The sequence below is a fragment of the Acetobacteroides hydrogenigenes genome, from assembly GCF_004340205.1.
Classification (GTDB): Bacteria; Bacteroidota; Bacteroidia; order Bacteroidales; family ZOR0009; genus Acetobacteroides; species Acetobacteroides hydrogenigenes.
In genome coordinates this window covers 1-24,706 of sequence record NZ_SLWB01000018.1, presented here as the reverse complement: position 1 = coordinate 24,706, position 24,706 = coordinate 1, and the positions used below count along the sequence as shown (strand labels likewise).

The 24,706-nt window shown below is 46.0% G+C and carries 17 protein-coding genes, 1 tRNA gene and 1 riboswitch; of the genes, 16 read left to right on the top strand and 2 right to left on the bottom strand.

Going from position 1 to position 24,706, the window contains the following annotated elements; translation table 11 throughout:
- The 4 genes from CLV25_RS14355 (at position 1) to CLV25_RS14340 (ending at position 7,010) form a co-directional block, all read left to right on the top strand.
- A complete protein-coding gene (locus CLV25_RS14355) occupies positions 1-1,227 on the top strand; it encodes an ABC transporter permease (RefSeq protein ID WP_131840356.1) in 1,227 nt (408 codons plus the stop codon).
- Positions 1,228-1,981: 754 nt separating this feature from the next.
- Positions 1,982-3,697, top strand: a complete 1,716-nt coding sequence (locus CLV25_RS14350; protein ID WP_243649643.1) for a bifunctional metallophosphatase/5'-nucleotidase — start codon at positions 1,982-1,984, stop codon at positions 3,695-3,697.
- A 79-nt stretch (positions 3,698-3,776) separates the two neighbouring features.
- Positions 3,777-5,690, top strand: a complete 1,914-nt coding sequence (locus tag CLV25_RS14345; protein ID WP_131840355.1) for an OmpA family protein — start codon at positions 3,777-3,779, stop codon at positions 5,688-5,690.
- A 111-nt stretch (positions 5,691-5,801) separates the two neighbouring features.
- Positions 5,802-7,010, top strand: coding sequence for a C1 family peptidase (locus tag CLV25_RS14340; RefSeq protein ID WP_131840354.1), 1,209 nt, complete (start codon positions 5,802-5,804; stop codon positions 7,008-7,010).
- A 74-nt stretch (positions 7,011-7,084) separates the two neighbouring features.
- Here the strand turns inward: CLV25_RS14340 and CLV25_RS14335 are convergent, their stop codons facing one another.
- Both CLV25_RS14335 and CLV25_RS14330 read right to left on the bottom strand, forming a co-directional pair.
- Positions 7,085-8,077: a hypothetical protein gene (locus CLV25_RS14335; RefSeq protein ID WP_131840353.1), complete on the bottom strand. Its 993-nt coding sequence runs from the start codon at positions 8,075-8,077 to the stop codon at positions 7,085-7,087.
- 80 nt (positions 8,078-8,157) lie between these two features.
- On the bottom strand, positions 8,158-10,479 hold the full coding sequence (locus CLV25_RS14330; RefSeq protein WP_165877095.1) for a GAF domain-containing protein: 2,322 nt from the start codon (positions 10,477-10,479) through the stop codon (positions 8,158-8,160).
- A 152-nt stretch (positions 10,480-10,631) separates the two neighbouring features.
- Between CLV25_RS14330 and fabG the strand changes: the two genes are divergently transcribed.
- From fabG to cobJ, 12 genes are all read left to right on the top strand, one after another.
- The gene (gene fabG / locus CLV25_RS14325; RefSeq protein WP_131840351.1) at positions 10,632-11,378 is read left to right on the top strand and encodes a 3-oxoacyl-[acyl-carrier-protein] reductase; all 747 of its coding nucleotides are present in this window, start codon (positions 10,632-10,634) and stop codon (positions 11,376-11,378) included.
- 94 nt (positions 11,379-11,472) lie between these two features.
- Positions 11,473-12,435 (top strand): DUF6340 family protein, encoded by a 963-nt coding sequence (locus tag CLV25_RS14320; RefSeq protein WP_131840350.1) that lies wholly within the window; start codon positions 11,473-11,475, stop codon positions 12,433-12,435.
- Between the two features lie 27 nt (positions 12,436-12,462).
- Positions 12,463-12,535 (top strand) — tRNA-Thr (locus CLV25_RS14315).
- Positions 12,536-12,724: 189 nt separating this feature from the next.
- Positions 12,725-13,024, top strand: a complete 300-nt coding sequence (locus tag CLV25_RS14310; RefSeq protein ID WP_131840349.1) for a sirohydrochlorin cobaltochelatase — start codon at positions 12,725-12,727, stop codon at positions 13,022-13,024.
- 108 nt (positions 13,025-13,132) lie between these two features.
- A riboswitch (cobalamin riboswitch) is annotated at positions 13,133-13,340 on the top strand.
- 113 nt (positions 13,341-13,453) lie between these two features.
- The gene (locus CLV25_RS14305) at positions 13,454-14,338 is read left to right on the top strand and encodes a sirohydrochlorin cobaltochelatase (protein WP_131840348.1); all 885 of its coding nucleotides are present in this window, start codon (positions 13,454-13,456) and stop codon (positions 14,336-14,338) included.
- A 144-nt stretch (positions 14,339-14,482) separates the two neighbouring features.
- A complete protein-coding gene (locus CLV25_RS14300; RefSeq protein ID WP_131840347.1) occupies positions 14,483-16,687 on the top strand; it encodes a TonB-dependent receptor in 2,205 nt (734 codons plus the stop codon).
- A gap of 61 nt (positions 16,688-16,748) precedes the next feature.
- Complete coding sequence (locus CLV25_RS14295; RefSeq protein WP_165877094.1) at positions 16,749-18,203, top strand: PepSY domain-containing protein; 1,455 nt, start codon at positions 16,749-16,751, stop codon at positions 18,201-18,203.
- A gap of 60 nt (positions 18,204-18,263) precedes the next feature.
- On the top strand, positions 18,264-19,460 hold the full coding sequence (locus CLV25_RS14290; protein WP_131840345.1) for an ABC transporter substrate-binding protein: 1,197 nt from the start codon (positions 18,264-18,266) through the stop codon (positions 19,458-19,460).
- Positions 19,460-20,518 carry an iron ABC transporter permease gene (locus CLV25_RS14285; RefSeq protein ID WP_243649642.1) on the top strand — a complete coding sequence of 353 codons (1,059 nt, stop codon included), beginning with the start codon at positions 19,460-19,462 and terminating at the stop codon, positions 20,516-20,518. Before CLV25_RS14290 ends, CLV25_RS14285 begins: the two co-directional genes overlap by 1 nt.
- Entirely contained in the window at positions 20,508-21,587 is a 1,080-nt protein-coding gene (locus CLV25_RS14280) for an ABC transporter ATP-binding protein (protein WP_165877093.1), read from the top strand. Before CLV25_RS14285 ends, CLV25_RS14280 begins: the two co-directional genes overlap by 11 nt.
- Positions 21,588-21,784: 197 nt before the next feature.
- Positions 21,785-22,486 (top strand): precorrin-2 C(20)-methyltransferase, encoded by a 702-nt coding sequence (locus tag CLV25_RS14275; protein ID WP_131840343.1) that lies wholly within the window; start codon positions 21,785-21,787, stop codon positions 22,484-22,486.
- Between the two features lie 437 nt (positions 22,487-22,923).
- Positions 22,924-24,330: a precorrin-3B C(17)-methyltransferase gene (cobJ, locus tag CLV25_RS14270; protein WP_131840342.1), complete on the top strand. Its 1,407-nt coding sequence runs from the start codon at positions 22,924-22,926 to the stop codon at positions 24,328-24,330.
- Positions 24,331-24,706 lie beyond the last annotated feature (376 nt).

Sequence of the window (24,706 nt, the reverse complement as noted above, 5' to 3'; positions counted from 1 at the left end):
ATGGCACTAAACAGATTAAAAAAGTCGTACGAGGTATTTTCGAATACCTACCTATACGAGCTAAAGCTGCTGCTTAAGGACTCGGGGGTGCTCTTCATTCTATTTGGAGCATCAATATTCTACTCCTTAATATATACGTACTCCTATTCGCGCGAGGTGGTAAACGATATCTCGGTGGCGGTTGTCGACTTAAATGGTACCAAGTCAAGTAGAGATGTGGTACGCATGCTCGATGCTACGCCTCAAATGAATATAACCTACCATACGCAGAACTTTAAGGAGGCAAAGGCGCTATTTTACGACGATAAAGTTCATGGCGTTATCGTAATCCCCGAGGATTTCGAGCGAAAGATCTATAGGGGAGAGCAGGCTGCAATTACGGCCTATGCCGATGCTACCTTCTTTATGGTATACAAGCAGATTTTATCGGGAGCTGCTCAGGTGTCGGGTACAATGAGCGCTAAAATTGAGATCGGGAGGCTGATGCAAAAGGGGAATGACAAGTATAAGGCAGTAGCGCAAAGCCAGCCGGTATCCGTAACAACCAGCTACCTGTATAATCCGGCTTCGGGTTACGCCTCGTATGCGATGCCAGGAGTTATCCTGATGATCCTTCAGCAAACGCTGCTGCTCGGCATCGGGATGCTTGGAGGTACGCTGCGGGAGAAGAAGCGCAAGTACTTCTACGTGGATGGAGATGTTGATCCTCGTCATGCCATTTCGGCATTGTTGGGTAAGGCTTTTGCGTTCATAACGCTGCACCTGTTCAACATCTTCTTTATGCTGGTGATCGTTTATAAGCTCTTTGACCTACCGCAAAAGGGGAATCCTTTAGAGGTATTTATCTTCTTAATGCCCTACCTATTTGCGGTCATATTTCTAGGTATTGCTATTGCGACCCTGTTTAAGAAGCGCGAAAATTCGCTGATATTTATGTTCTTCACCTCTATTCCGTTTATCTTCCTAAGCGGATTCTCGTGGCCTGCAAACGAAATGCCGTTACTACTGCAGAAGCTATCCCTGCTAATCCCTAGTACAATGGCAATTCAGGGCTATTTACGATTGAATACGATGGGGGCATCGCTGGCTCAGGTATCAAGTGAGCTGGCGTTTCTAGCTATGCTGATGGTTGTTTACTTTGTAGTTGCTCTGCTGATAACGAAGTATCGCATCCACCAAAACAATAGGGAAATGCAGGAACCCTCGGATGAAGCCCTAGAACCGTAGTGACGATTGATCAAGGTATACAAGCTCCACCAACAGCCTACTACTGTTGGTGGAGCTTTATTTATTCCAGAGGAAGGTGGAGCTCATCTAATATTGGCCTCGAGGCACGAATATTGCGTTTCGGAGGCGCACCGTTGGGCTGCCGAGTCTCGGAGAGGCGTCCCAAAGCCGATCCGGAGCGTCGCCGAGGCGGTAGCAACCGACGTTTTGCCGGAACGATTCGGTTCGGAGGCGCTTGCTTCCGATGGCTGAGCCCGACCGATAGGTTCGCCGACGAAGCTTTTCGCCATTTTATAGATCCGTTTAGGTCTTTTATCGCGCCGTTTCGGTTCCGAGACGCGAGGTTTGGGTTCCGGAATGGTTCGTCGCGATCCCATACTGTTCCGTTTGGCTTCCGAACCGAAAAATATCGTCGTTTGATCGAAACAAACCTCCGATTGACCGAAACGGATCGACGATTAACCCCACCGAACCGTCGATGAACCTAAACGGATCGACGTTTAACCCCGACGGACCGATAGCTGACCCCAACGCCGGGATTTCGGACGTATTCGATTAGGTCCCGAACCTAATAGGAGGGGCTGTACGGGCGAATCGGCGATGCCATCAACCCAAACGAGCGCTACAACCCCGAAACCATTAGAGGCTAAGCAAAAAAGATAAGGTTCAACTAATACCGCGAAAAGTAATCGTTGCTATATTTACAGGCTATTCAAAATCTATTTACGTACAATTTTTAAAGTCTCACTGCTACATGAAAGTCAGAATCTCAACAATAAAGGCCCTTTTGCTGGTATTGCTTTTTGCAATGCCGCTTTCAATGCTTGCATCAAAGGGTAAGGAGGTTAAGATCGTTTTTACCACTGATGTGCATGGCGCCATCTTCCCCTACGATTTTATCGAGCAAAAGGCCCGGCCCGGTAGCCTTGCACAGGTATACAGCTATGTAAAGGAGCAGCGAAAGCAGCATCCTAATTTGCTGCTCCTCGATAACGGCGATATGCTGCAGGGGCAGCCAACGGTTTACTTCTACAACTTTGTAGACACGGTAAGCCAGCACCTCCAGGCAAGGGTTATGAGCTATATGGGGTATAATGCCCTAACCGTAGGCAACCATGATCTCGAACCCGGGCATCCGGTGTACGACAGAGTTCGTCAACAGTCGAAGCTTGCATGGCTAGCCGCAAATGCCGTTACGCCTTCGGGAAAACCCTACTTCGAGCCGTATAGGGTATTTAAGGTAGATGGCAAAAGGGTTGCAGTGCTTGGGCTCATTACACCTGCAATTCCGTCTTGGCTTCCCGAGGATATCTGGAGAGGAATGACGTTTAACGATATGGTCGAAAGCGCCAAGTATTGGGTTGATGTGATTCAGAAGAAGGAAAAGCCTGATGCCATCGTGGGCATGCTGCACTCCGGCGTAAACTTTAACTACAACAACCAAAACGAGAATACCTACAAGAATGAGAATGCGGCCATGCTTGTTGCAAAGCGAGTTAAAGGGTTTGATGCCATACTATGCGGGCACGACCACGAAATCTTCAACAAGAAGGTGGCAACCGACTTTGGCGATTCCGTTCAGGTTCTTAATCCATCCGCTTTTGCCCGTAATGTAGGCGTTCTAAGCATCGTTTTTCAGGGCAAAAGCAAGCAGGTAAGCGGTAGCGTTGTTGATGTTCGGCCATTCCCTGCCGAAAAAACTTTTGAAGAACAGTTCAAAAATGATTTTGATAAGGTTAAAGATTTTTCTTCGAAGAAAATAGGTACGCTCGATGAGCCAATTGCCTCTGCCGATGCCTTTTTTGGCAGCTCCTCATTTGTAGACCTGATTCATCGTAATATGCTAAAGGTTACCGATGCCGACATCAGCTTTGCTTCGCCGCTAACCTTAAATGCGAATATCCCTGCTGGCGAAATCACCGTTGGCGATATGTTTAGCCTTTACAAGTACGAAAACCTTCTTTACGTGCTTAACCTGACAGGGCAGGAGGTAAAGGACTACCTCGAATACTCCTATGGCTTATGGGTAAAGAGCAGCGATACCTTTGACGATGGTATGCTTCTGCTTAACGAAAAGGGAAAGCTGAAAAATCAGTACTACAATTTTGATTCTGGAGCGGGTATTAGGTATCAGGTGGATATTACAAAGCCTGCTGGAAGTAAAATTACCATATTTTCAATGGCCGATGGCACTCCATTCGATTTGGGTAAAATGTACAAGGTAGCCATGAGCAGCTACCGTGGAAATGGCGGTGGTGGACACCTTACCCTTGGAGCTAAAATTCAACCATCGGAGATTGGCAAACGGCTGGTTACAAGCACAACCAAGGATATGCGCTACCTAATTATGATGGACCTGATAAAAACCGGAATACTCGATTACAAGCCGTTGAGCTCATGGACGTTTATTCCTGAAGATGCTGTAGCAAAGGCTCGGAAAGCAGACGAATCGCGCATTTTTAGAAAGTGATTTTGTGAAGATCAATAAACTAGCTACATTCGAAGACCTATCTCAACCTTTTTGAGATAGGTCTTTTATTAAGGGTGTAATGGGACACATTTTTAAATCAGCCTTCATTCTACTATTTGTTTCTTTGCTGTGTCAAAGTGCTGTTGGCGAAGATTATTCTTCGAAGAATAAACGGGCCGTAAAGGCATATCAAGAGGCCTTAGAGCTATTTAAATCTCGTCAATACGAGGATTTTTTTGATAAAATTGATAAAACGATAGACGAGGACACAGCATTTACTGAGGCATACCTGTTGGCCATGCAGGCATCAGTAGAAAAACTATACGAGAAAAGAGCCATATACTATGGAGAAAAGGCCTTTCGCCTTAATCCAACCCTGCATCCTTCGCTAGCATCAATTCTTGGTAAGCTTTATCTCCGCGATGGGCAATACGATAAGTCTATTGAATGTTTCAACTTTTTTATAGCGAAATTCCCTAACCAACGGAGTAAGGTTGACGAAAACTTGGGTAAGGCACAGGTGGCAAGAGAGCTTAAGAGCAAACCCGTTAGCTTTGTTCCCCAAAATATGGGTGATAGCATTAACTCAAAGTTTGACGACTACTGGCCTAGCATATCGGGAGATGGAAATGTCTTTGTTAAAACGAGCAATATTCCCAGATTAGATAGCTCACATATCTTTCAGGAAGATTTTTTTGTTTCAAAAAAGGATAGTCTTGGAGGTTGGTGTAAAGCCGCACCTCTTGCTGGATCAATAAACACAGCAGCAAATGAAGGCGCCCAATCGCTTACTGCAGATGGAAAAGGAATGTTCTTTACAATGTGCATCAACGAATGTAATATCTACTATTCTAAGCTTAAGGATGGAATATGGGGCAATCCGGAAAAGTTGCCAACGCCTGTAAATTCTCCGTTATCTTCGGATAAGCAGCCTTCTATAAGCGCAGACGGTCGTTACCTGTTCTTTACAAGCAATAGGGGAGGTGGCTATGGAGGCTACGACCTATATGTTGCAATTCGGGATATGGAAACCGGAGAGTGGATTGAGGTTAGGAATCTTGGTCCAAAGATAAATACGTCTAAAAACGATGTTGCTCCCTTCATTCACTTTGATGGACAAACGCTATATTTTGCCTCAGATGGTCATGATGGACTTGGCGGGCTAGATCTCTTTATGTCGAGGCTAGATGCCAATGGTGAATGGACAACGCCTGTAAATCTAGGTTATCCTGTTAATACACATGGCGAAGAGCAAGGAATAGTAGTTTCGGCTGATACCAGAAATACCTTTATTGCCTCGAATAGAGAAGAAGGAAAAGGATTAGACATCTACTTTTTCGAAATGTCTGAGGCGTTAAAACCCCAGGTAACATCGTACTTAAAAGGCTCGGTAGTTGATGCAAAAACGAAGAAACCTCTTGCCGCAGAAATCATCCTAGCCAATCTAAAGACAGGGAAGGATGAATTTGTAAGTAGTTCTGATCCCGACAATGGATCTTTCTTTACCTCTCTTCCTGCAGCAACCAGTTACGCTCTTCAGGTTACCAAAAAGGGGTATCTGTTTAATTCGCAAAGCTTCATGCTCGATTCTACCAAAACTCTCCAAAATCCATTGGAAATTAAGGTAGAGTTGGAGCCAATAAGTGTTGGAAGTACAACCGTTCTGCGCAATATCTACTTTGAGGTGAACTCCTACATGCTTAGACCGGAGTCGGAAGTTGAGCTAAATACCTTAATCAAGCTGCTTAACAGTAACCCAACGCTATGGATTGAAATTTCAGGGCATACAGACAGTTCGGGATCGCAGGTGTTTAATAATGTATTGAGCTCAAATAGAGCAAAAGAAGTTGTACAGTACTTGGTTGCTAAAGGTATCGATAAAAATAGGCTGCGTGCAGTTGGTTATGGTTCATCGAACCCCATAGCTCCAAATGATAGTATTGAGAATAAGGCTAAGAATAGAAGAACCGAATTCAAGGTTCTTTATAAGTAGCAATAAGCCTGTTTAGGATATAAGCTAAAAAGGTGTGTTAATTTTAGTAGTGATGCACAAGGTTACGGCATTTGCTGCATCTAAACTCTATAATTTAAATAACAATTGTCAATGAAAAAATTAGTTGTGCTTGCTGTCGCTGCACTTTTTGCTCTTGGAGCAAATGCGCAGAAGGACAAAAAAAAGGAAGAAGCTAAACCTGAAGGATACAAGTTTACAGTGGTTAAGCAAGTTCCTGGAACTCCTGTGAAGGATCAATTTCGTTCGGGAACCTGCTGGAGCTTTTCAGGATTAGGGTTTGTTGAAAATGAGCTGCTTCGTTTGGGTAAGGGAGAGTTCGACTTGTCGGAAATGTGGTTGGTAAGAAACTGCTATGCTGGAAAGGCCGAAAAGTTTGTGCGTTTGCAAGGAAACTTCAACTTTGGAGGTGGCGGTGGAACCTTCGATATCTTCTGGGTTATGAATAACTTCGGCTTTATCCCCGAAGAAGCTTACCCTGGTCTTCAGTATGGAGAACCAAAGCATGTTCATGGAGAACTAGATGCATTAACAAAGGCGTATGTTGACGTAATCGTAAAGAACCCCAATAAAAAGCTGTCTACAGCTTGGAAAAAAGGGTTTGATGGCATTCTTGATGCTTATCTAGGTCCTAAACCAGAAAAGTTTACCTACAAAGGGGTTGAGTATACTCCTGAGTCTTTTGCCAAGAGCCTAGGTATTAACTCAGACGATTATGTTTCGTTTACCTCATACACTCATCATCCTTTCTATAGCAAATTTGTCCTCGAAATTCCAGACAACTGGCTTTGGGAAGAATCCTATAACATTCCAATGGAAGATATGGAGCAGGTTATAGATAATGCCATTAATAATGGTTACTCTGTAGCTTGGGGGGCCGACGTTAGCGAAAAAGGATTCCAGTACAACAAGGGAGTTGCAGTAATACCTCAAACTGATGTAGCTGTTCTTAATAACTCTGAAAAGGCAAAGTGGACTGAACTTACTCCAAAAGAAAGAGAGTCTATGTTCTACAACCTTGACCGTCCTGTTGTTGAACAAACCATTACACAAAAGATGCGTCAGGAGGCTTTTGACAACTATCAAACAACTGATGATCATGGTATGGTTATAGAAGGTATTGCTAAAGACCAACGTGGAGAGAAATTCTACATTATTAAGAATTCTTGGAATACAGACAATGTATATAAAGGATACTTCTACGCTTCTCGTCCATTTGTTCAGTATAAAACTATGAACATTATGGTTCACAAGAGCGCTATTCCTGCTGAAATCTTAAAAAAGATAGGGTTGTCGAAGTAGAATAATACGAAAAGTAATAATAAAAGAGCGGCTCAAAAAATGAGCCGCTCTTTTATTATGGTAAAGTTGGGTGTTTACTTCACTAAATCAATATAGTAGATGTTGTACTTGTTTGATTTTGCACTAAAATATATTCTATTATGAGTATAGGAGATCGCGGTTATGTCACCATACTTAAAATTTTTAATGATTGATGTCTTGTCGCTGTTCCGAACAAGGTAAATAGAGCTTTTTGTGGCAATTAAGGGCCTTGATTTATTGTCGAAATCAATGTCTACTATTTCTTCTAAACCGCTTTCTTTTAGGCTTATTTGAGATTGAATGTCCTGGCTGTAAAAATGTTTATTTATAAGATATTCTTCTTTAACTGAATATAAACTTCCTTCATTTGTGTCAACTATATAAAGGATAGATTGGCTGCTATTTAGCGCCATTTTGAAAGTTATATTATGTATAGAAGAATCCTTCTTTCCCAAATTCATGGCCGAAAGAATAGGGTTGGTTGTTGCAACTCCCGAAAAAGAAAAGGATTTCATTGTACCATCAACCATATTAATTGATACAAAGTCATTCTTTTCATTATCGATGTAAAACATCATCTCCTTGCCTTCATCAATTTGTAGCTCGGATACATTAGAAAAACTTCGACCTCTAATAGGGAGAATAAAGTAGGTTTTAAGCGTTGTTCTGCTCAGCAGATCATACTTTATGAGCTTATACCGTTTGGGGGAATCCTTCTTTTGAGATGTTTTATCAAAAAGCATCCAGCTTTCGCCTTCTTTCCCTACGAGGGTGTAGATCAAGTTGGAAGAAAACAATGAATCGCGTAGCGATAATGGGAATACGGGCTGCAAAGGTTGTTTACTCTCTCCTGCCTTTAAAGAAAGCATAAAGTTTTTCGCATTTTTGCTGTAGTTTTTGAAGGTAAGAAGATAGCCGTTATTTGTGTAAACAAAATCGTCGAATTCTGCATTGCCAATTGTTGTACATAAGGCGGGTAGGGGTGCTTCTTTATCTCTGCATCCAACCAGCAAAACTCCAATTGCAAGTAAAATATTAATTTTCATTATCCAACAGAAAATAGGAACATCAAGAAAAAGGCCTAATGTAACTATACATTAGGCCTTTAAATATAGGTAACTTTGGTTTAGTTCAAAGAGGTTGTTACGTTCTTTTCCGAAAGGCTTACAAACTCATCAAGGTTTTGGCCTATTAGCATAACCTTGTAAACCTTATCATCTTCATCAGCAATAGGGATGAAGGTTTCGTAAAGAATTGCTGATGTATTAACTCCCGTAAGCTCCGATTTAACTTTGGCAGGAATTCCTCTCTTTATGCTATTCCAGAATTCGTTGAAATGCTTATTTGCATAGCTGTCTATTTCGCGAATGTTCAAGCCTATAAGGTTTTCACGTCGCATTCCTAACAGATTTAGAATGGAATCGTTTGCTACAATTACGTACCCTTCTATATCGTACTCTATAATGTAGCTTGCGGTTCCTAGCGATTCGAGCAGATTCTCAATTTCTTTTGATTTTCTGGCCGCCTCTTCTTGAGTTGCAAGCAGCTCTTCCATGTTTTGGCGCATTTCCTCTTCCTGAGCCGAAAGCTCTTCGGCTTGGAACTTCGAAGCTTCTAGGAGCTGTTGCGTTTTAATGTTGATACGTGTAGTAGAAATAGTCGATGCTATGGTAACTCCAATTTTCTCTACAAAATCAATAACGTGCTTTTCGAATACCTCAAATGAGGCCAACTCTAATACTCCATATACTTCATCGTTGAGCTTTAGAGGTACTATTAGGATACAAGATGGCCTATCTTCTCCCAATCCGGAACCTATGGTAAGGTACGATTTAGGAACATCAGTTATAAATATTGTCTCATTTTCCTGAACGCATCGTCCCACAAGCCCCTCTCCAATTAATAGGCGTCTTTCTTCATACTTGCGTCTGTCATATGCGTAGCATGCCATGAGGTCTATGGTACGCTCGCCATTCTCATGATCATTAATCAAGAATAATCCCCCAACATCGGCCTTAATGTACTCGATTAAATTGCTGATTATATGGTAAGAGAAATCCTCAAGGTTAGTTTCTTGGTGTCTGAGCAACTCTCCAAAAAGGGCAACGCCATGAGTGGCCCAGCTTATTTTTTCATCTTCTACTTTTCTTATTGCCTCCAGCCTTTTTGCTTCATCAAGGTTTTGTTTCATATTGAGGAGAGAGATGCCCAATACGTCGTTTTCGTTTCTTGGCTTAAAGTCGATATTTGTATTGCCTTTCCCCACTTCAGTTGTAAACTCTACGGTTCGCATCATGCTATCAATAAGCTCGTTTGTAGAAATTGCAATATCGTGAAGCTCATCATTCGTATCAACTTTTATCTTGCTCGATTCGTCAATTTTACCTTCTGCAAGATTCTTTAGCGCTCTATTTACTCGGTAAAGAGGTTTCGTGATTTTGAAGGAGATATACCAAATAACACCCATGATTACCAGCATAGAAATGATGGCTAATAGCCAGAGCTTATCGGTTGTGTTGTCTGCGCTTCCTAGCAGCTCGCGCGAGGGTACTGCAAATCCAAATGCCCAGCTGGTTTTTGCTGATTTATAGTTCACAGGTAGAACAGCATAGTGGTATGGTTCTCCAATCTTTACCTCAAAGCCAAAAGGCTTATTTTGAGCAATTTTTTCAGTTAAGAGCGCTTCAGATGCTTCGTTGTAAACGTCTTGAAGCTTCTTTCCTCTAAGTTTAGAGTCGTTGGCGGCAATTACAGATCCATTGGACGAAAGTACAAACGATCGTGCTCCTTTAATAGGCCTTATGCTATCTACCATAGTTTGGAAGGCCTCCAATGAGATGTCGAAACCTACAATTCCTAGAAAACGAGATCCTTCAAGTAATGGGGTTCCAATGCTTGTTTCAAGTATACTATCCTTCTTGTTGTAGCTAAACCAGTAGGGATCAGAAAGAAGATCAGCCTTTTTTACCTTACAGTTATAGTATAACGATGTTTTGTTGTCACCATCCAGTTCTACAGTGTCCTGCATGTACTTTAAAACGCCATTTTCTCTAAAGTAGGTAAATCGAACTCGTCCGTAATCCTTTGTGTATGACGAACTCATATTTCGTAACTCTACAGATGCCCAAACCGATGTTAGGTTAGGATTTGCATCTGCTACAGAATTAAGAATTGTCTTTATGGCATTGGGTCTTTCCCCTTCTGGATTAGTAAGTTGCATACCTATCTGTTTTGCCAGATTAGAGGTTTCCAACAGTTTTGAGTTGATCTCATTTTGCATCTTCAAGGAGTAATCCTTACCAACACGAAGTGCAATTTCCTCAGCATATCTGCTTTTAAGCGTGTTAAGCCCTTTGATTTGCTCATAAATGCTTATAGAGTAAGCCAAAAACACAACAGCCAAAATGCCTAGAATGAGCTTCCAGCGGATATTCAGTCTTATTTTCATTACAAAATGAATTACTTTAGAAAAAGGACGCTTTTGCTGAAACAAAAATATCAACATTCTTTTATTATCCGTGGCTCTCCTAACATTTTTTCGTGAAGAGATATTTTTTGTACATTTGCTCACAGTCATAAACCTAATTAATTTCAATTTCAATGAATTTATTAGCAGGGAAAGTAGCCATCATTACAGGGGCAGCACGAGGTATTGGTAAAGCAATTGCGCTACGTTTTGCAGCCGAAGGTTGCAATGTCGCTTTTACTGACCTTGAGTATAACGAAGCTGCTCAGGCTACAGAAAAAGAGATCGCCGCATTGGGTGTTAAGGTTAAAGGATACGCATCAAATGCTGCCAACTTTGAAGACACCCACCGTGTTGTAGATGAGATTGTAAAAGATTTTGGACGCGTAGATATTTTGGTAAACAATGCTGGTATTACCAAAGACGGTGCACTAAAACGTATGACCGAAGCCCAATGGGATGCTGTTATTGCAGTAAACCTAAAATCGGTATTTAACTTTACCAAAGCTGTTCAGCCAGTTATGTGGAAACAGGGCAATGGTAGCGTTATAAATATGAGTTCGGTAGTAGGCGTTTCTGGAAATGCAAACCAATGTAACTACGCTGCATCAAAGGCTGGTATTATAGGTTTTACCCAATCAGCAGCAAAGGAAATGGGTATGCGTAATATTCGTCATAATGCAATTGCTCCAGGTTTTATCATGACAGAGATGACCGATCAACTTCCTGATGATGTAAAAGCAGAGTGGGCTTCAAAGATTCCACTTCGTCGTGGAGGTACTCCTGAAGATGTTGCTAACGCGTGCGTTTTCTTTGCATCCGATCTTTCATCGTATGTTACAGGTCAGGTTCTGACCGTATGTGGAGGTATGAATATTTAGTAGAATTTTATCTGTTCATTTTTTTGCCACTCCTTGGATAGGGGTGGCTTTTTTCTGCTATATTAGGGGCACCAATTCTACTATAAAAATCGCTATGCGAAAAATTATTGCTTATTTGTTTTTGATATTTACAGCATCCTCATGTGCTGTAACAACCAAAACTGTAAATGTTGATGTTCTTATACCAAGTGCCGAGCGGATATCGCTGAAGGATGACGAGCGTATTGTACTTGTTGCCAACTATCGTTTAAAAAGCAGGCTGGTAAACAAGCAAAAGTCAGCATTTGTAGATGATTCTCTTCAGGTTGTTAATACCATAGAAAATTTTAAGGCGTATTTTCAATCGTTAGGGACATTCTCGCAGAGTTACGTGCGGGTTAACTATCACCCAATCTCAGAAAGTGATCCAGAACTCCTCACCTCAGAAGAAATAAAAAGTTTTTCGCAGTTGGAAAAGCCTAAGTATATCGTAGTACTTTCTCTATTACGAACTCTTATTGAAAGAGAAACTCCTACTTCCTATAAAGTAGTTTATGCGTCGTTGTGGCATGTCTACAATGCTAAAGAGGGGGTGTTAGAGAGAGAACTACTCGATAAAGATTCCTTATATTACGACCAATATGAAAAAGTTTCACGATCGGAACTTGACTCTATAATATCTAATGATGTTTCATATCGAGTTGCCCAAAAGATTGGTTTTTCCATACTACCATTTTGGCAAGAGCAGTACAGATATTATCTTACCGTTCCAGATTTAAAGTTTCAGAAAGTTAGCCAATTAGTGCAAGATTTTAAGTGGAAAGAAGTTATATCGTTAATGCAAACTTTCTTGACATCTCCCGAAAAAAATGACGTGTATGCGGCAACTTTTAATATCGCGCTTGCCTGTGAAATGATGGGTAATATTGATCTTGCCAAGAAGTGGCTGGAAAAATGTCAAAAGATAAAGAATTCCTATGTAGTGCAGCAATATTGGACTGCCTTAATAAAACGAGAAATGCAGGAAAAGGGTGCATCCGTAGAAAATGGCACATTGGAAGACCAACAACAGGAATAATTACTACCTTTGCATAAGTGAAAACAAGCCTCTTTAGCTCAGTCGGTAGAGCGGCGCATTCGTAATGCGTAGGTCGCCGGTTCAAGTCCGGTGAGAGGCTCTTATAGAATACCATTTCGTTTGAGATGGTATTTTTTATTTTCAACAGAATACAAAACGCGATTTTTGATCGTAGTGGTATGATTTATACCTTCTCTTAATAGTATCAGATATAAGTGATAGAGCGTTAAAAATATGGTTATAAAAGTTAATTGTCTATAATGCCTACTGTAAGTAGCTTCAAGAGGACATTAATAAAAAATACCCTACTTACAAACTTTATATTGGAACGGTTGAAGGAGAACCGGGCATTGCCGATATCGTAGCATCGCTAAAATCGCAAACTATTGCGAATAAAAAAGTAATCATTGCCCCTCTTACGTCAATTGCTGGCGATTATGCTAATAACGATATGGCTAGCGAAGAATCTGATAGATGGAAATCAGTACTCGAAAAGGCGGACTATACCGTTGAACCCAAACTTGTTGGAATTGAAGTCTACAAGGAAATCGTAAACGTTTGGGTAGAGCATAAGAGTCAAGCAAAGTAACCAATACTTCGCTTTTTAAGCGGAATAAATCAATTGATATTAGAAAATCCTAGAGTACAATTTCCCGGAAACCCTCGAATTTTCTTTGGTTGCTTAATATTTTACCCTAATTTTACACCCGAATAAGGTGACTGGTTGGGAATCCTTCTCAGCCAGTAAAAGGGAATCCGGTGTGAATCCGGAACAGTACCCGCTACTGTATGCCAATAGCTGCGTTGCAGCTGGTATTGCAAGTCTACGCCACTGCCTTCGAAAGAGGGTGGGAAGGCCGCAATACTAGGTAAGTCAGGAGACCTGCCTCATTCAACAAACACATGTATTGCTTCCGGGTAAGAAGTAGCTGTTGAATATGAACCTAGGCGTATTCTTCACTTTTATTTTCCTGCATTTAGCAAAGGGCATGTTGTATTAATTTTAATTTTTAATACAATGATGATTACGAGGTTAAAGTTGCTTATGGGTTGGCTTATATGCCTTCCGCTGTTGCTCCACACCACCACGTTGGCGGCAGCCGGTAGCGAGGCCGAACCCAAAAGGGCAATTCTGCTGGTGGCTTTTGGTACATCCTTATCCGACTCTAAAGGAGCCATCGACAGGGTAGGCGAGAAGGTGGCTAAGGCATTTCCGAACACCGAGATTCGCTGGGCCTACACATCTAAAATTATTCGAAAGATTTTAAGGAAGCGTGGCGAGGAGATTCTTTCGCCAGCAGAGGCGCTAGCTAAGCTGGGCGAAGATGGTTACAGCAACGTTTACGTGCAGTCGCTGCATATAATTCCAGGCGACGAGTACGACGATTTGGTGCAAACGGCCAACGCCTTTACCAAGATGCCTAAGGGGATTAGGCAGGTAACGGTGGGTACTCCGCTGCTATGGAGCGATTCCGATATGAGCGAGGTGGCATCGGCCCTGATAGCCAATGTTCCTGCCGAGCGAAAGGGAAAGGAGGCGGTTGTATTTATGGGGCATGGCTCTAAGCACACCTCCAACGTCTACTATCCAGCCATGCAGTACTACTTTGCCAAGGTCGATGCCAACACCTACATAGGAACGGTAGAGGGTACGCCCACGCTCGACGATGTGGTGGCCTCCCTTAAAGCTAAAGGCGTAAAGAAGGTATGGCTAATGCCCTTTATGCTGGTTGCTGGCGATCATGCGGTAAACGACATGGCTGGTAGCGAACCTACCAGCTGGAAGTCGCTGCTTACCAAGGAGGGATTTACCGTAGAGGTTGTCCTAAAGGGGATGGGCGAGCTAGATGCCATAGGTAGCATTTGGGTGAAGCATCTTCAGCAGATAGCAGGAGGGAAGTAGAGAGCTTCCCGAGATATAATGACGCACATATCAGGTATCACGAAAATTTGGGAATAAACCGCTAAGTGTTTTAGAGCGCTTTTTCGCGCTACGTATATCGTGATACTTGGTGCCATCAGTTAACAAACCAACCAAAAAAAGAGAATGAATAAGATATTGGCAACGCTGTTAGCGCTGATGCTAGCAGTAGCTGCAGGCGCACAGTCGTACACCATTAAGGGAACCGTAACTGAGAAGTCTAACGGAAAGCTAATTGTTGGCGCCAACGTAATGGTAAAGGGACTAACAGTTGGTGCGGCCACCAACGTCAACGGAGAGTTTACTATTAAGGTACCTAAGGCGGGTGATTATACGCTGGTGGCAACCTATACGGGCATGCAGCGTCTGGCTCAGCGCGTAAGCGTTCGTGGCGATGTGTCGGACCTAGCCTTTAGGATGGAGGAGTCGGTTGGCGCTATAGACGAGGTGGTGGTTACCGGAACAGGAACGCACCACAGCCTAAAGACAGCACCCGTACAAACCGAGGTTTTCTCGAATAAGACCATTGCCAAGCTGGCTCCCCGCTCGTTCGAGGAGATGGCCACCTCCATTAGCCCCTCATTTGATTTTACGCCTGGTACCATGGGCTCGTTTCTACGTGTCAATGGCTTGGGTAACGATTTTGTTGTGCTTATGGTAAACGGCAAGCGCGTGTATGGCGATGTAGGCGGACAAACCGATCTAAACAGAATCTCGCCCGATAATATCGAGCGCGTAGAGGTAGTTAAGGGTGCCTCGTCGGCCCTATATGGTTCTGATGCCATTGGTGCAGTTATCAACGTTATTACCAAAAAGAGTAAGAGTACCGTTAGCTTCGACAATACTACCCGCTTTGGAGCGTATGGCGATTTTCAGCAGGCCAACACGCTCGATTTGAATATTGGTAAGCTGTCGTCGAATACCCAGTTTGCCCATAAGCAGATTGATGGCTACCAGCTAAGCCCTTTTGAAATTGATGCTAAGAGTAAGGCTTTAAGTTTGACGGAAGCCAAGGCGGTAAACCGCTTTTATGACAATACGGTTAGCCAGCGCCTATCCTACGGCATAACCTCTAACCTCGATGTTTATGCACAAGGCTCTTGGTACGAAAAGGACTATTTTCGTCCAAAGTCGGTGGCTGATTTTGGTTTCTACTATAAGGATGTAAGCAGTGCTGCTGGCGTTAAGTATAAAATAAACGGTAAAAGCACCATCACCTTCGATGCGGCTACCGATAACTTCTGGTACTACTACCACTACAATAAGGATGTGGTAGATAGCAAAACAAAGAAGCTACTCTTCTCGGATGGACAAAAGACGCTAAACACCAAGCAGGTGCGCAATAAGTACAATCTAAAGAGCGTAACGGCTATTGGCGATAAAAATCTGCTTACAGCAGGGCTTGATTATGTTAATGAAAACATCGACTCTCCGGCACGCTTTAAGGGCGGCAGCGCCGATGCCTACACTGCCGGTGTTTATCTGCAGGACGAGTATACACCTATAAAGAGCTTAAGCATTGTTGCTGGTGCTCGCTTTGTAGATCATAAAGCTTTTGGTAGCCGACTTACCCCCAAGATTTCGGCGTTATACTCCTTAGGCGATTTCAACTTACGTGCATCGTATGGTAGCGGGTTTAAGGCGCCAACTCTTAAGGAACTCTACTTCGAGTACTTTAAGACAGGAACCTTATACTTAGGGAACGAAAATCTTAAACCTCAATCGTCCGATTTCTACTCTGCATCTGTAGAGTATAATAAAAAGGGCGTATCGCTTTCGGTTACTGGCTACCGTAACGACTTAAGAAATCTAATCGATTATGGTCCCGAACAGGTGCCTACACCCGAGCAGGCTGCTCAAGGTGCGAAGAAGGTAAAAGTGCACCAGAACATTTCGGAGGCACGTTCTCAGGGGGTGGACTTTTTGGCAAATGCCTACGTGGGCTATGGCTTTACCGTGGGTGGCGGCTACTCGTTGGTAGAGGCTAAGAACTTAACCTCCAATACAACACTTGAAGGGGCGGCTAAGCATTACGGAACGGTAATGGCCAGCTACCGATACTCATACAAGAGGTATGTGCTAAACGCTTCGATTAATGGTCGTCTGCAGGACGAAAAGTTCTACGCTAAGGGTAATGCTCGTGGATACAACATCTGGAAGTTTACCACAACTCATACCTTTAAAGTTTGCGCAGGTGTAACCATCGATGCTATTGCTGGTATCGATAATATTTTCGACTACGTGGACGATGCTCCGTACGGGATGCCTTACGGAACGCTATCGCCGGGGCGTACCGTATTTGGTGGACTGAATTTTAAGATTTCAAAGTAGCTTATACTGGAGGGGTAGGTAGCCGATGTTGGTTAGCCTATCCCTTTTACAGCATATTGGTATGGTAAAACTTTTTGTAAAGATTCATAAGGTTCTGGGAATGCTGCTTAGCATTCTATTCTGTGTTTGGTTTCTGTCTGGGATGGTGCTGGTTTTCGTCGGATTTCCGCACTATAGCCAGACAGAAGCTTTTAGATCTCTGGCAGCGGTTGATTCCTCTGCTGCCCGTTCGCTTCTCTTCCCTGCCGAGCTGGGTAAGGGTACCATTACCTTGGAGATGCAGGAGGGGAGGGCGGTTTACCGTGTTGGTAAGATGGCTCGCACGGCCAAAACGTACTATGCCGATAGCCTTACCAAGGTGGCTAAACCTACCCGAAAGGATTGCATTGCTGCAGCTCAGCGGGTGGTTTCGGCCGATACGGCTAGGGTTACCGAAATATCAACGCTTGATATCTGGCTTCCTTGGGAGCAGTACCAGTCATCATTGCCCATATATAAGGTTTACTTTGCCGATAAGGATAGGTCGGTGGTGTATGTAGCAGCTAAGAGCGGCACCATTGTGCAGCTAACCACGCGCAGCGAACGCTTTTGGGCGCTGGTTGGTGCCATTCCTCACTACATAATTTTTAAATACCTCTCCATCAACCATCCGTTCTGGAACTCGTTGCTGCTTGCCCTACTGGTGCTGGGTGCGGTGATGTGCCTCTGCGGTGTGGTTGTGGGGATTATACGAATGAGGCGGGGAAGCCGAGGCTTTTCTTCGCCATATACAAAGGCTTGGATACGATGGCACCATGTGGTGGGCTTCTACTTCGGCATCTTCACCCTAACCTTCTGCCTTAGCGCCTACATCTCGGTGGCGGGAGTCCCCAGCTGGATTGCCAAAAGCGACGAGTCGGTGGATTACCAGAAGGAGTGGAACCAGCCCAAGGTGAAGCGCGATGCTTACAGGCAGAGCTTCCCTGCGCTACAGGGGCTGCTGGCCTCTCGGGGTGATGTAAAGCGGGTGGTATTTGCCTCCTCGTTGGGCAAACCGTGCTACCAGCTCTTTAGCAAGGGCACCTACGAGCCAGAGGTTTTCCTAATCAAGGGCGACTCTGTTGCACCTTTAGAAGGATATAAGGTTGCCGATGTGGTAGGCTATGCGAAAAAGGTGTTTGGCTACGTGCCTCAGAGGCGCGAGCTGCTTCAGAAGTTCGACAACTACTACCAGCTTACCCGAATGGGGGCCCGACCGTTGCCCGTGCTGAAGATGGAGCTGACGGATGCCAACCGCTCGTGGGTGTATGTATCCACCCAAACTGGCGAGCTGGTCACGGTGTACGATGCCTCGCGCCGAGCCGAACGTTGGCTCTACAGGGCGCTGCACACATTTAATATACAGTGGCTAAAGGAGCACGAGTGGCTGCGTAAGACGCTGCTGCTGCTGGTTTGCCTATCCGGACTGGTGGTTAGCGTGAGCGGTGCTGTGCTTACTAGTAAGTGGGTAAAAAGAAAAGTAGAAAGATATATGTAATGGGTGGCCGTGGCTTGCTGGTAGCAGGTTGCGGCTTATCCTGTTTAAAATAGTTGAGCTATGAATACTAAACGAGCAGTCCGATTGCGGTATATCCTAATGGAGATGGCGGTGCTAATGCTACTTCCTTGGGTGGAGTCGTGTGTTGGCGAGGTTAACACGGCCAAGCGCATTGCCGATGAGTTTGGCGGTAAGCTACAACCTATGAGGTATGCCAAGGGCTTTAAGGTTTACGAGAAGAAGGGGGTAAAGCGTATCCTTATCCTCAACCCGATTGATTCGACCGAGGTGCTGGGTGATATTATTGTGGAGCCTAGAAGCAAAAGGGGCGTAGCGCAATATCCCAACTCCATAAAGGTGCCGCTCGAGCGTACCATCTGCCTATCATCAACCCAAATAGCCTACTTTACCGAGCTTAATGCCATTGGTAGTTTGGTGGGTATTAACAGCAGCGACTATCTTTTTAATAAGGACATTAAGGCACGAATTGCCGATGGTAAGATCTTGAGGCTGGGCAAGGAGGGTAACTTCGATGTGGAGAAGATTGCTGGACTAAATCCCGATGTGGTTTTTGTGTCGCCCATAAAGGCTGGCGGCTACGAGGCTATTGTAGGACTGGGGCTGCATCTTGTTCCCATTACCGCCTACGACGAGACAACGCCGTTGGCACGTGCCGAGTGGATTAAGCTGATTGCCATATTTACGGGACAGGAGGCTGAGGCCAACCGTATTTTTGCCCATGCCGAAAAGGAGTATTTAAGGCTAAAGGCGTTGGCGGCTAACGTAAAGAGTAGGCCAACCGTTTTTTCGGGGAAGATGAAGGGCGACAGCTGGTATGTGCCCGGTGGCGAGAGCTTCTACGCCATCTACTTTAAGGATGCCGGTGCCGATTATATAATAAAGGATAAGAATAAGGGCGGCTCTACAGTCGACTTTGAAACCATTTACCAGAAGGCCGCTCACTGCGACTTTTGGAGGTTACGCACCAGCAGTCCAGCTGGGTTTAATAGCGCCTCGCTATTGGCCGAGGATGCCCGCTACGGCTACTTCGATGCCTTTAAGAACCGTAAGGTAATGCTGATAAACCTTCGCGAAACACCTTACGACGAGATAAACCCTGTTCGTCCGCATCAGATGCTGGCCGACTACATCTCCTTTTTCCACCCCGAGCTGCTACCCAAGTATAGGCGCGTATTTTACGATACGCTTACCTACAGCAACGAGGTGGTGGCACCTAAGGAAAGGAGGAAACGGTAGTGGAGGAGGTACGCGTATCGGGTAAGCGATGGGTGTTGGTGGCTCTTCTGGGGCTGGCCGCCTCGTTGGTGCTTTTTGGTTTAAACCTAGCATTGGGATCGGTGTATATTCCATTCAGAAACGTGGTCGAAGTTTTCACAGGTGGTGCTTCATCCAACCCAGTTTGGGAGAATATCCTGCTACGTACGCGCCTGCCTCAGGCTATTACCGCTGCGGCAGCGGGCATGGGGCTGGGTATTGCAGGGCTGATGATGCAGACCCTTTTCCGCAATCCGCTGGCTGGTCCATCGGTGCTGGGGATATCCTCAGGGGCGAGCTTAGGGGTTGCCGTGGTGGTTATGGCTACGGGGCAGCTGCTCAACATCTCGCTAAGCATGCTAGGCTTTTGGGGCGATTTCACCATCATCCTATCGTCGTTGGCGGGCTCCCTGGCGGTGCTGCTGGTAATCCTGTCAATCTCTAAACGGATTGGCGGCACGCTGGGGGTGCTAATCTTGGGGGTGATGTTTGGCTATCTGGCCAACTCGATGGTGGGCATCCTTAAGTATTTTAGCCGCGAGGCCGATGTGCACAGCTACGTGATTTGGGGGTTAGGCAGCTTTAGCCGCCTATCGCTTGGCAAGTCGATGATGTTTGCCGCCATTACCGTGCTCTTCTCGCTGGTTGCCTTTTTTCTGTCAAAGCAGCTTAACCTTATTTCGTTGGGCGACCGTTACGCCAGCAACCTAGGCGTAAGGGTAGGCCGAGCGCGGGTGCTGATAATTTTGGTGTCGGGTATACTCACGGCCATCGTAACAGCCTTTTGTGGACCGATTATATTTATAGGATTGGCCGTTCCCCATTTAGCAAAGTATCTGGTTCGGACATCCAACCATGTTTACCTGGTGGTATTTACGGCTCTGTTTGGAGTGGCCACCGCGCTGCTGTGTAACCTTATTGCCCGCATGCCCGGTTTCGAAACGGCTCTACCCGTAAACTCGGTTACCGCTTTTGTGGGTGCACCTGTTGTCATATCCGTTATACTACGTCGAAGAAAATCTAATGCCGATGGAGAGTAAGCATCATACTTCTAAACAAAAGATGGCGCCTATGTTGGACATCAGCGACCTTACCATAGGTTACTCCGGTGGTAAGGTGGTTGCTCCCAACCTAAACGCCACGCTCGAAAGGGGGAACTTGGTATGCCTCCTTGGTGCCAACGGTACGGGGAAGAGCACGCTCATCCGTACGCTGTGCGGCTTTCAGCCTGCGCTAAGCGGCAGCGTTACCATTGGCGGGCGCGAGGTGGCAACGCTTAACGCCCACGATTTGGCTAAGGAACTAAGCGTTGTGCTTACCGATAGGCTTTCGGTACCCAACGCAACGGTAGAGGAGCTGGTGGGCTACGGCCGCAGCCCCTACACCGGCTTTTTGGGTAGGATGTCGAAGGAGGATAGGGCAATGGTTGCTGAGGCTATGGAGTGCTGCCAGATTGCCCATAAGCGCAAGGAGCTGCTGAGCAACCTAAGCGACGGCGAGCGGCAAAAGGCCGTTATCGCTAAGGCTATGGCGCAGGATACGCCGCTGATTGTGCTCGACGAGCCAACGGCATTCCTCGACCTTCCTACACGCGTGGAGATAATGCAGCTGCTGAGAACGCTGGCCTCCAAGTCGCAGAAGTCTATCCTAATGTCGACCCACGATATGGAGCTGGCGCTACAGATGGCCGATAAGCTGTGGATACTGCACCGTAATGGTCCGCTGGATGTGGGCAGTCCCGAAGACCTGTTGCTGTCGGGCGTCTTTAACAACCTCTTTGGACAAACCAACGTGCAGTTCGATGTGCGTACAGGCCTATTTAAGGTGGCCTACGAGTATCACGCTACGCTGCCTGTTGCGGGGCATGGCTTTCACTTTACCCTGCTGCGTAGAGCCTTTGCCCGCCGTGGGATAAAGCTCGAGCACTCGGCCAACCGCGACTCCTTTTGGCTACAGATAGCTACCCATGCCGAGAAGCCCTACACCCTTTTCTTCGAGGAGGTGCCCGTGTCGCACCATAAGTCGATAGACGAGCTGGTGGACAAGGTGGAGCAGTGCCAGGCAAAGCAGAAGGTAGAGGCAGTTGCAAGTGAACCTGGAAGAAGTTAAAGAAGTCAGAGAAGTCAGAGAAGTTGAACGGAAGTTTAGATGAAGTTAAACGGAGGTAAACGGAAGTTAGAAGAAGTTGAAGAAGTCAGAGAAGGCATCGCATATCGCACATCGCATATCTCATATCACACATCTAAATTCCTGTGCCCTCTGTGTCTCCGTGTCTCTGTGTTGAAAAAAGAAATAAAATAAACCCAATGAATACGCTATATCCAATAACAGGCGTCGGCCTTGGTCCTGGCGACCCCGACCTGATAACCGTAAAGGGGCTACGCATGCTCCAGCTGGCCGATGTAATATTCTACCCGGCAACCAGCATGGCCGATGGTAGGGCTAGCAGCTTTTCGCTACCTATCCTACAAAAGCTCGACATGGCGCATAAGGCCATTCCGCTAAGCCTTCCAATGGGGGCCGAGGATCGCGAGCGCAACTACCTTGAGGCCTACTCCATCATCCGAAAGGAGTACGAAAAGGGGCTTAAGGTGGTGGTGGTAAGCGAAGGCGATATCCTCTTCTACAGCACCTTTGGCTACATCCTAAAGCTCATACGGCAGGATAGGATACCCTTTTACCTTATCCCGGGGATGCCCGCCTTTGTGCACGGCGCATCGGAGATGGGGCTACCGCTGGTTGAGGGTAACGGACGCTTTTCGGTTATCGCCCTGCCCAGCTCCTTTACCGAGATAGAGCAGAAGCTAACAGGCAATGAGGCGCTGGTGGTGATGAAGCCAAAGGTGCTGGATGGCTGGTACAATTTCCTAAAGGGGATTGAGCGACCATTCTTCTATGCCGAATATCTGGGTACAGGTAAGCAGTTCGTAACCTCCTGTGCCGACGACCTGAAGGAACGAGCCATACCCTACTTCGCCGTGGTGATATTCCCGTATTTCGGCGATTAAGGAAGGTCTAGAATGGTATATATGCCAAGGCAAACTTGTCTGGTCTTACAGACTTGACAGATTTAGACAATCCGACCTCTCGGGTAGATATTTCACTAAGGGAAAAGTTCAATCGGAGTGCTCGGGTAGATGTTTTACCAAGGGAAAAGCTCAATCGGAGTGCTCGGGTAGATGTTTTACCAAGGGAAAAGCTCAATCGGAGTGCTCGGGTAGATGTTTCACCAAGGGAAAAGCTCAATCGGAGTGCTCGGGTAGATGTTTCACCAAGGGAAAAACTCAATCGGAGCCCTCGGGTAGATGTTTTACCAAGGGAAAAGCTCAATCCGACCTCTCAGGTAGATGTTTTGCTAAGGGAAAAGCAGCCCCAAAGCTCTCGGAACTATTATTCACTATTGTCAGTTGAAACCGACGGAGAAAGAGAAGAAAATAATTATGCTATGGCAAGTAAAATATATGTAGTTGGGATTGGTCCCGGCTCTAGCGAGCAAATCACGCCACAGGCGGTGGCGGCCATCGGTGCTTCCGATGTTATTGTGGGGTACAAGCTGTACCTAAAGCTGATATCCTCCCTAATAGGGGAGAAGGAGACCTGCGGCACGGGCATGAAAAAGGAGCGCGAGCGCGCCGTGGCAGCCTTCGATATGGCTAGGCTTGGGAAGACGGTTGCCGTGGTTAGCAGCGGCGACTCGGGCGTGTACGGCATGGCCTCGCTGATGTGGGAGATGAAGCTGCAGAACGCCGCCGACGATGTGGAGATTGAGGTGGTGCCCGGTATCAGCGCCATGTTTGCAGGCGCTGCCCTGCTGGGGGCGCCGCTTGGCCACGATTTCTGCTCCATCTCCCTAAGCGATCTGCTCACCCCTTGGCAAACCATCGAGCGCAGGATTGAGGCTGCCGCATCTGCCGACTTTGTGACGGCCGTTTACAACCCCTACAGCCACGACCGCTACTGGCAGCTCAGCCGCCTAAAGGAAATCTTCCTGCAGCATCGCTCGCCCGACACCCCCGTAGGGTTGGCCCACCATGTGGGTAGGGAGCATCAGAGTACCGAGGTGGTGCGCTTGGCCGACTTACGCGCCGACATGGCCGATATGTTCACGGTGGTGATTATTGGCAACAGCCAATCTAAATATAAGGATAACATTATTGTAACCCCTAGGGGCTACTATTCCGAGGAGCAAAAGTCGGAGGATAACGTTGGTAGGATGATTATGAACGAGAGCTTCAGAACGATTCTTTCGGAGCTGGATGCTACGGGCATGAGCCTAGAGCACCTGTGGGCATCGCTGCACTGCATCCATACCACGGCCGACTTCGGCGTTGCCAAGATGCTTTACCTCACCGATGGGGTTATCGCGTCGCTGCATAAAAAGTTTTTCTCGGGTAGGCCGCCTGTGGTGGTTACCGACGTGCGCATGGTAACAAGCGGTATCCGCAAGGCAATGGTCGATAAGCTGGGGATAGAGGTAAAGTGCTACCTCGACGATCCCCGCGTAGCGGTGATGGCCGCACAGGGCAACATCACCCGCACGCAGGCAGGGGTACAGCTGGCCGTGGAGGAGCATCCCGATGCGCTTTACGCCTTTGGTAACGCGCCTACAGCGCTTATCGAGCTCACCAAGCATATCCGGAGGGGCACCGCACAGCCCTGTGGCGTAGTGGCGGCACCCGTTGGCTTTGTCAACGTTAAGGAGTCGAAGTGGAGGTTGAAGTACGGCTGCAGCCAAATCCCTGCTATAATTGTAGAGGGACGAAAGGGCGGAAGCAACGTGGCGGCCACCATCATCAACGCCATCCTCTCGTGGGACGAGGCCGAGGCCATGCATCCCGGCGAGGGAGTGTAGTGGCAGAAGAGAATTCAGAAGAGACTACAGTAGTTAAACGGAGGTATGCGGAAGTTAGAAGAAGTTACAGGATAAGCACAGCGGTTATTAAACGCCAGTCCCCCTTGGATAAAGGGGCAGGGGGATGGACGCTGATGAGAAACTCAGAAGAGGAAGTTAAACGGAGATAGATGGAAGTTAGATAAGTCAAAGAAGTCAAAAGAATGGCTATCTCATATCTCATATCTCACATCTCATATCTCACATCTCATATCTCATATCTCACATCTAAATCCCTGTGCCCTCGTATGTTTGCATGCCCAAAAAAGAGAGGACCAATTGTACTCTGAGAGTTGTATTTTCGGAAGACGATTGGAGAAGGATAGAGAGCAACTGT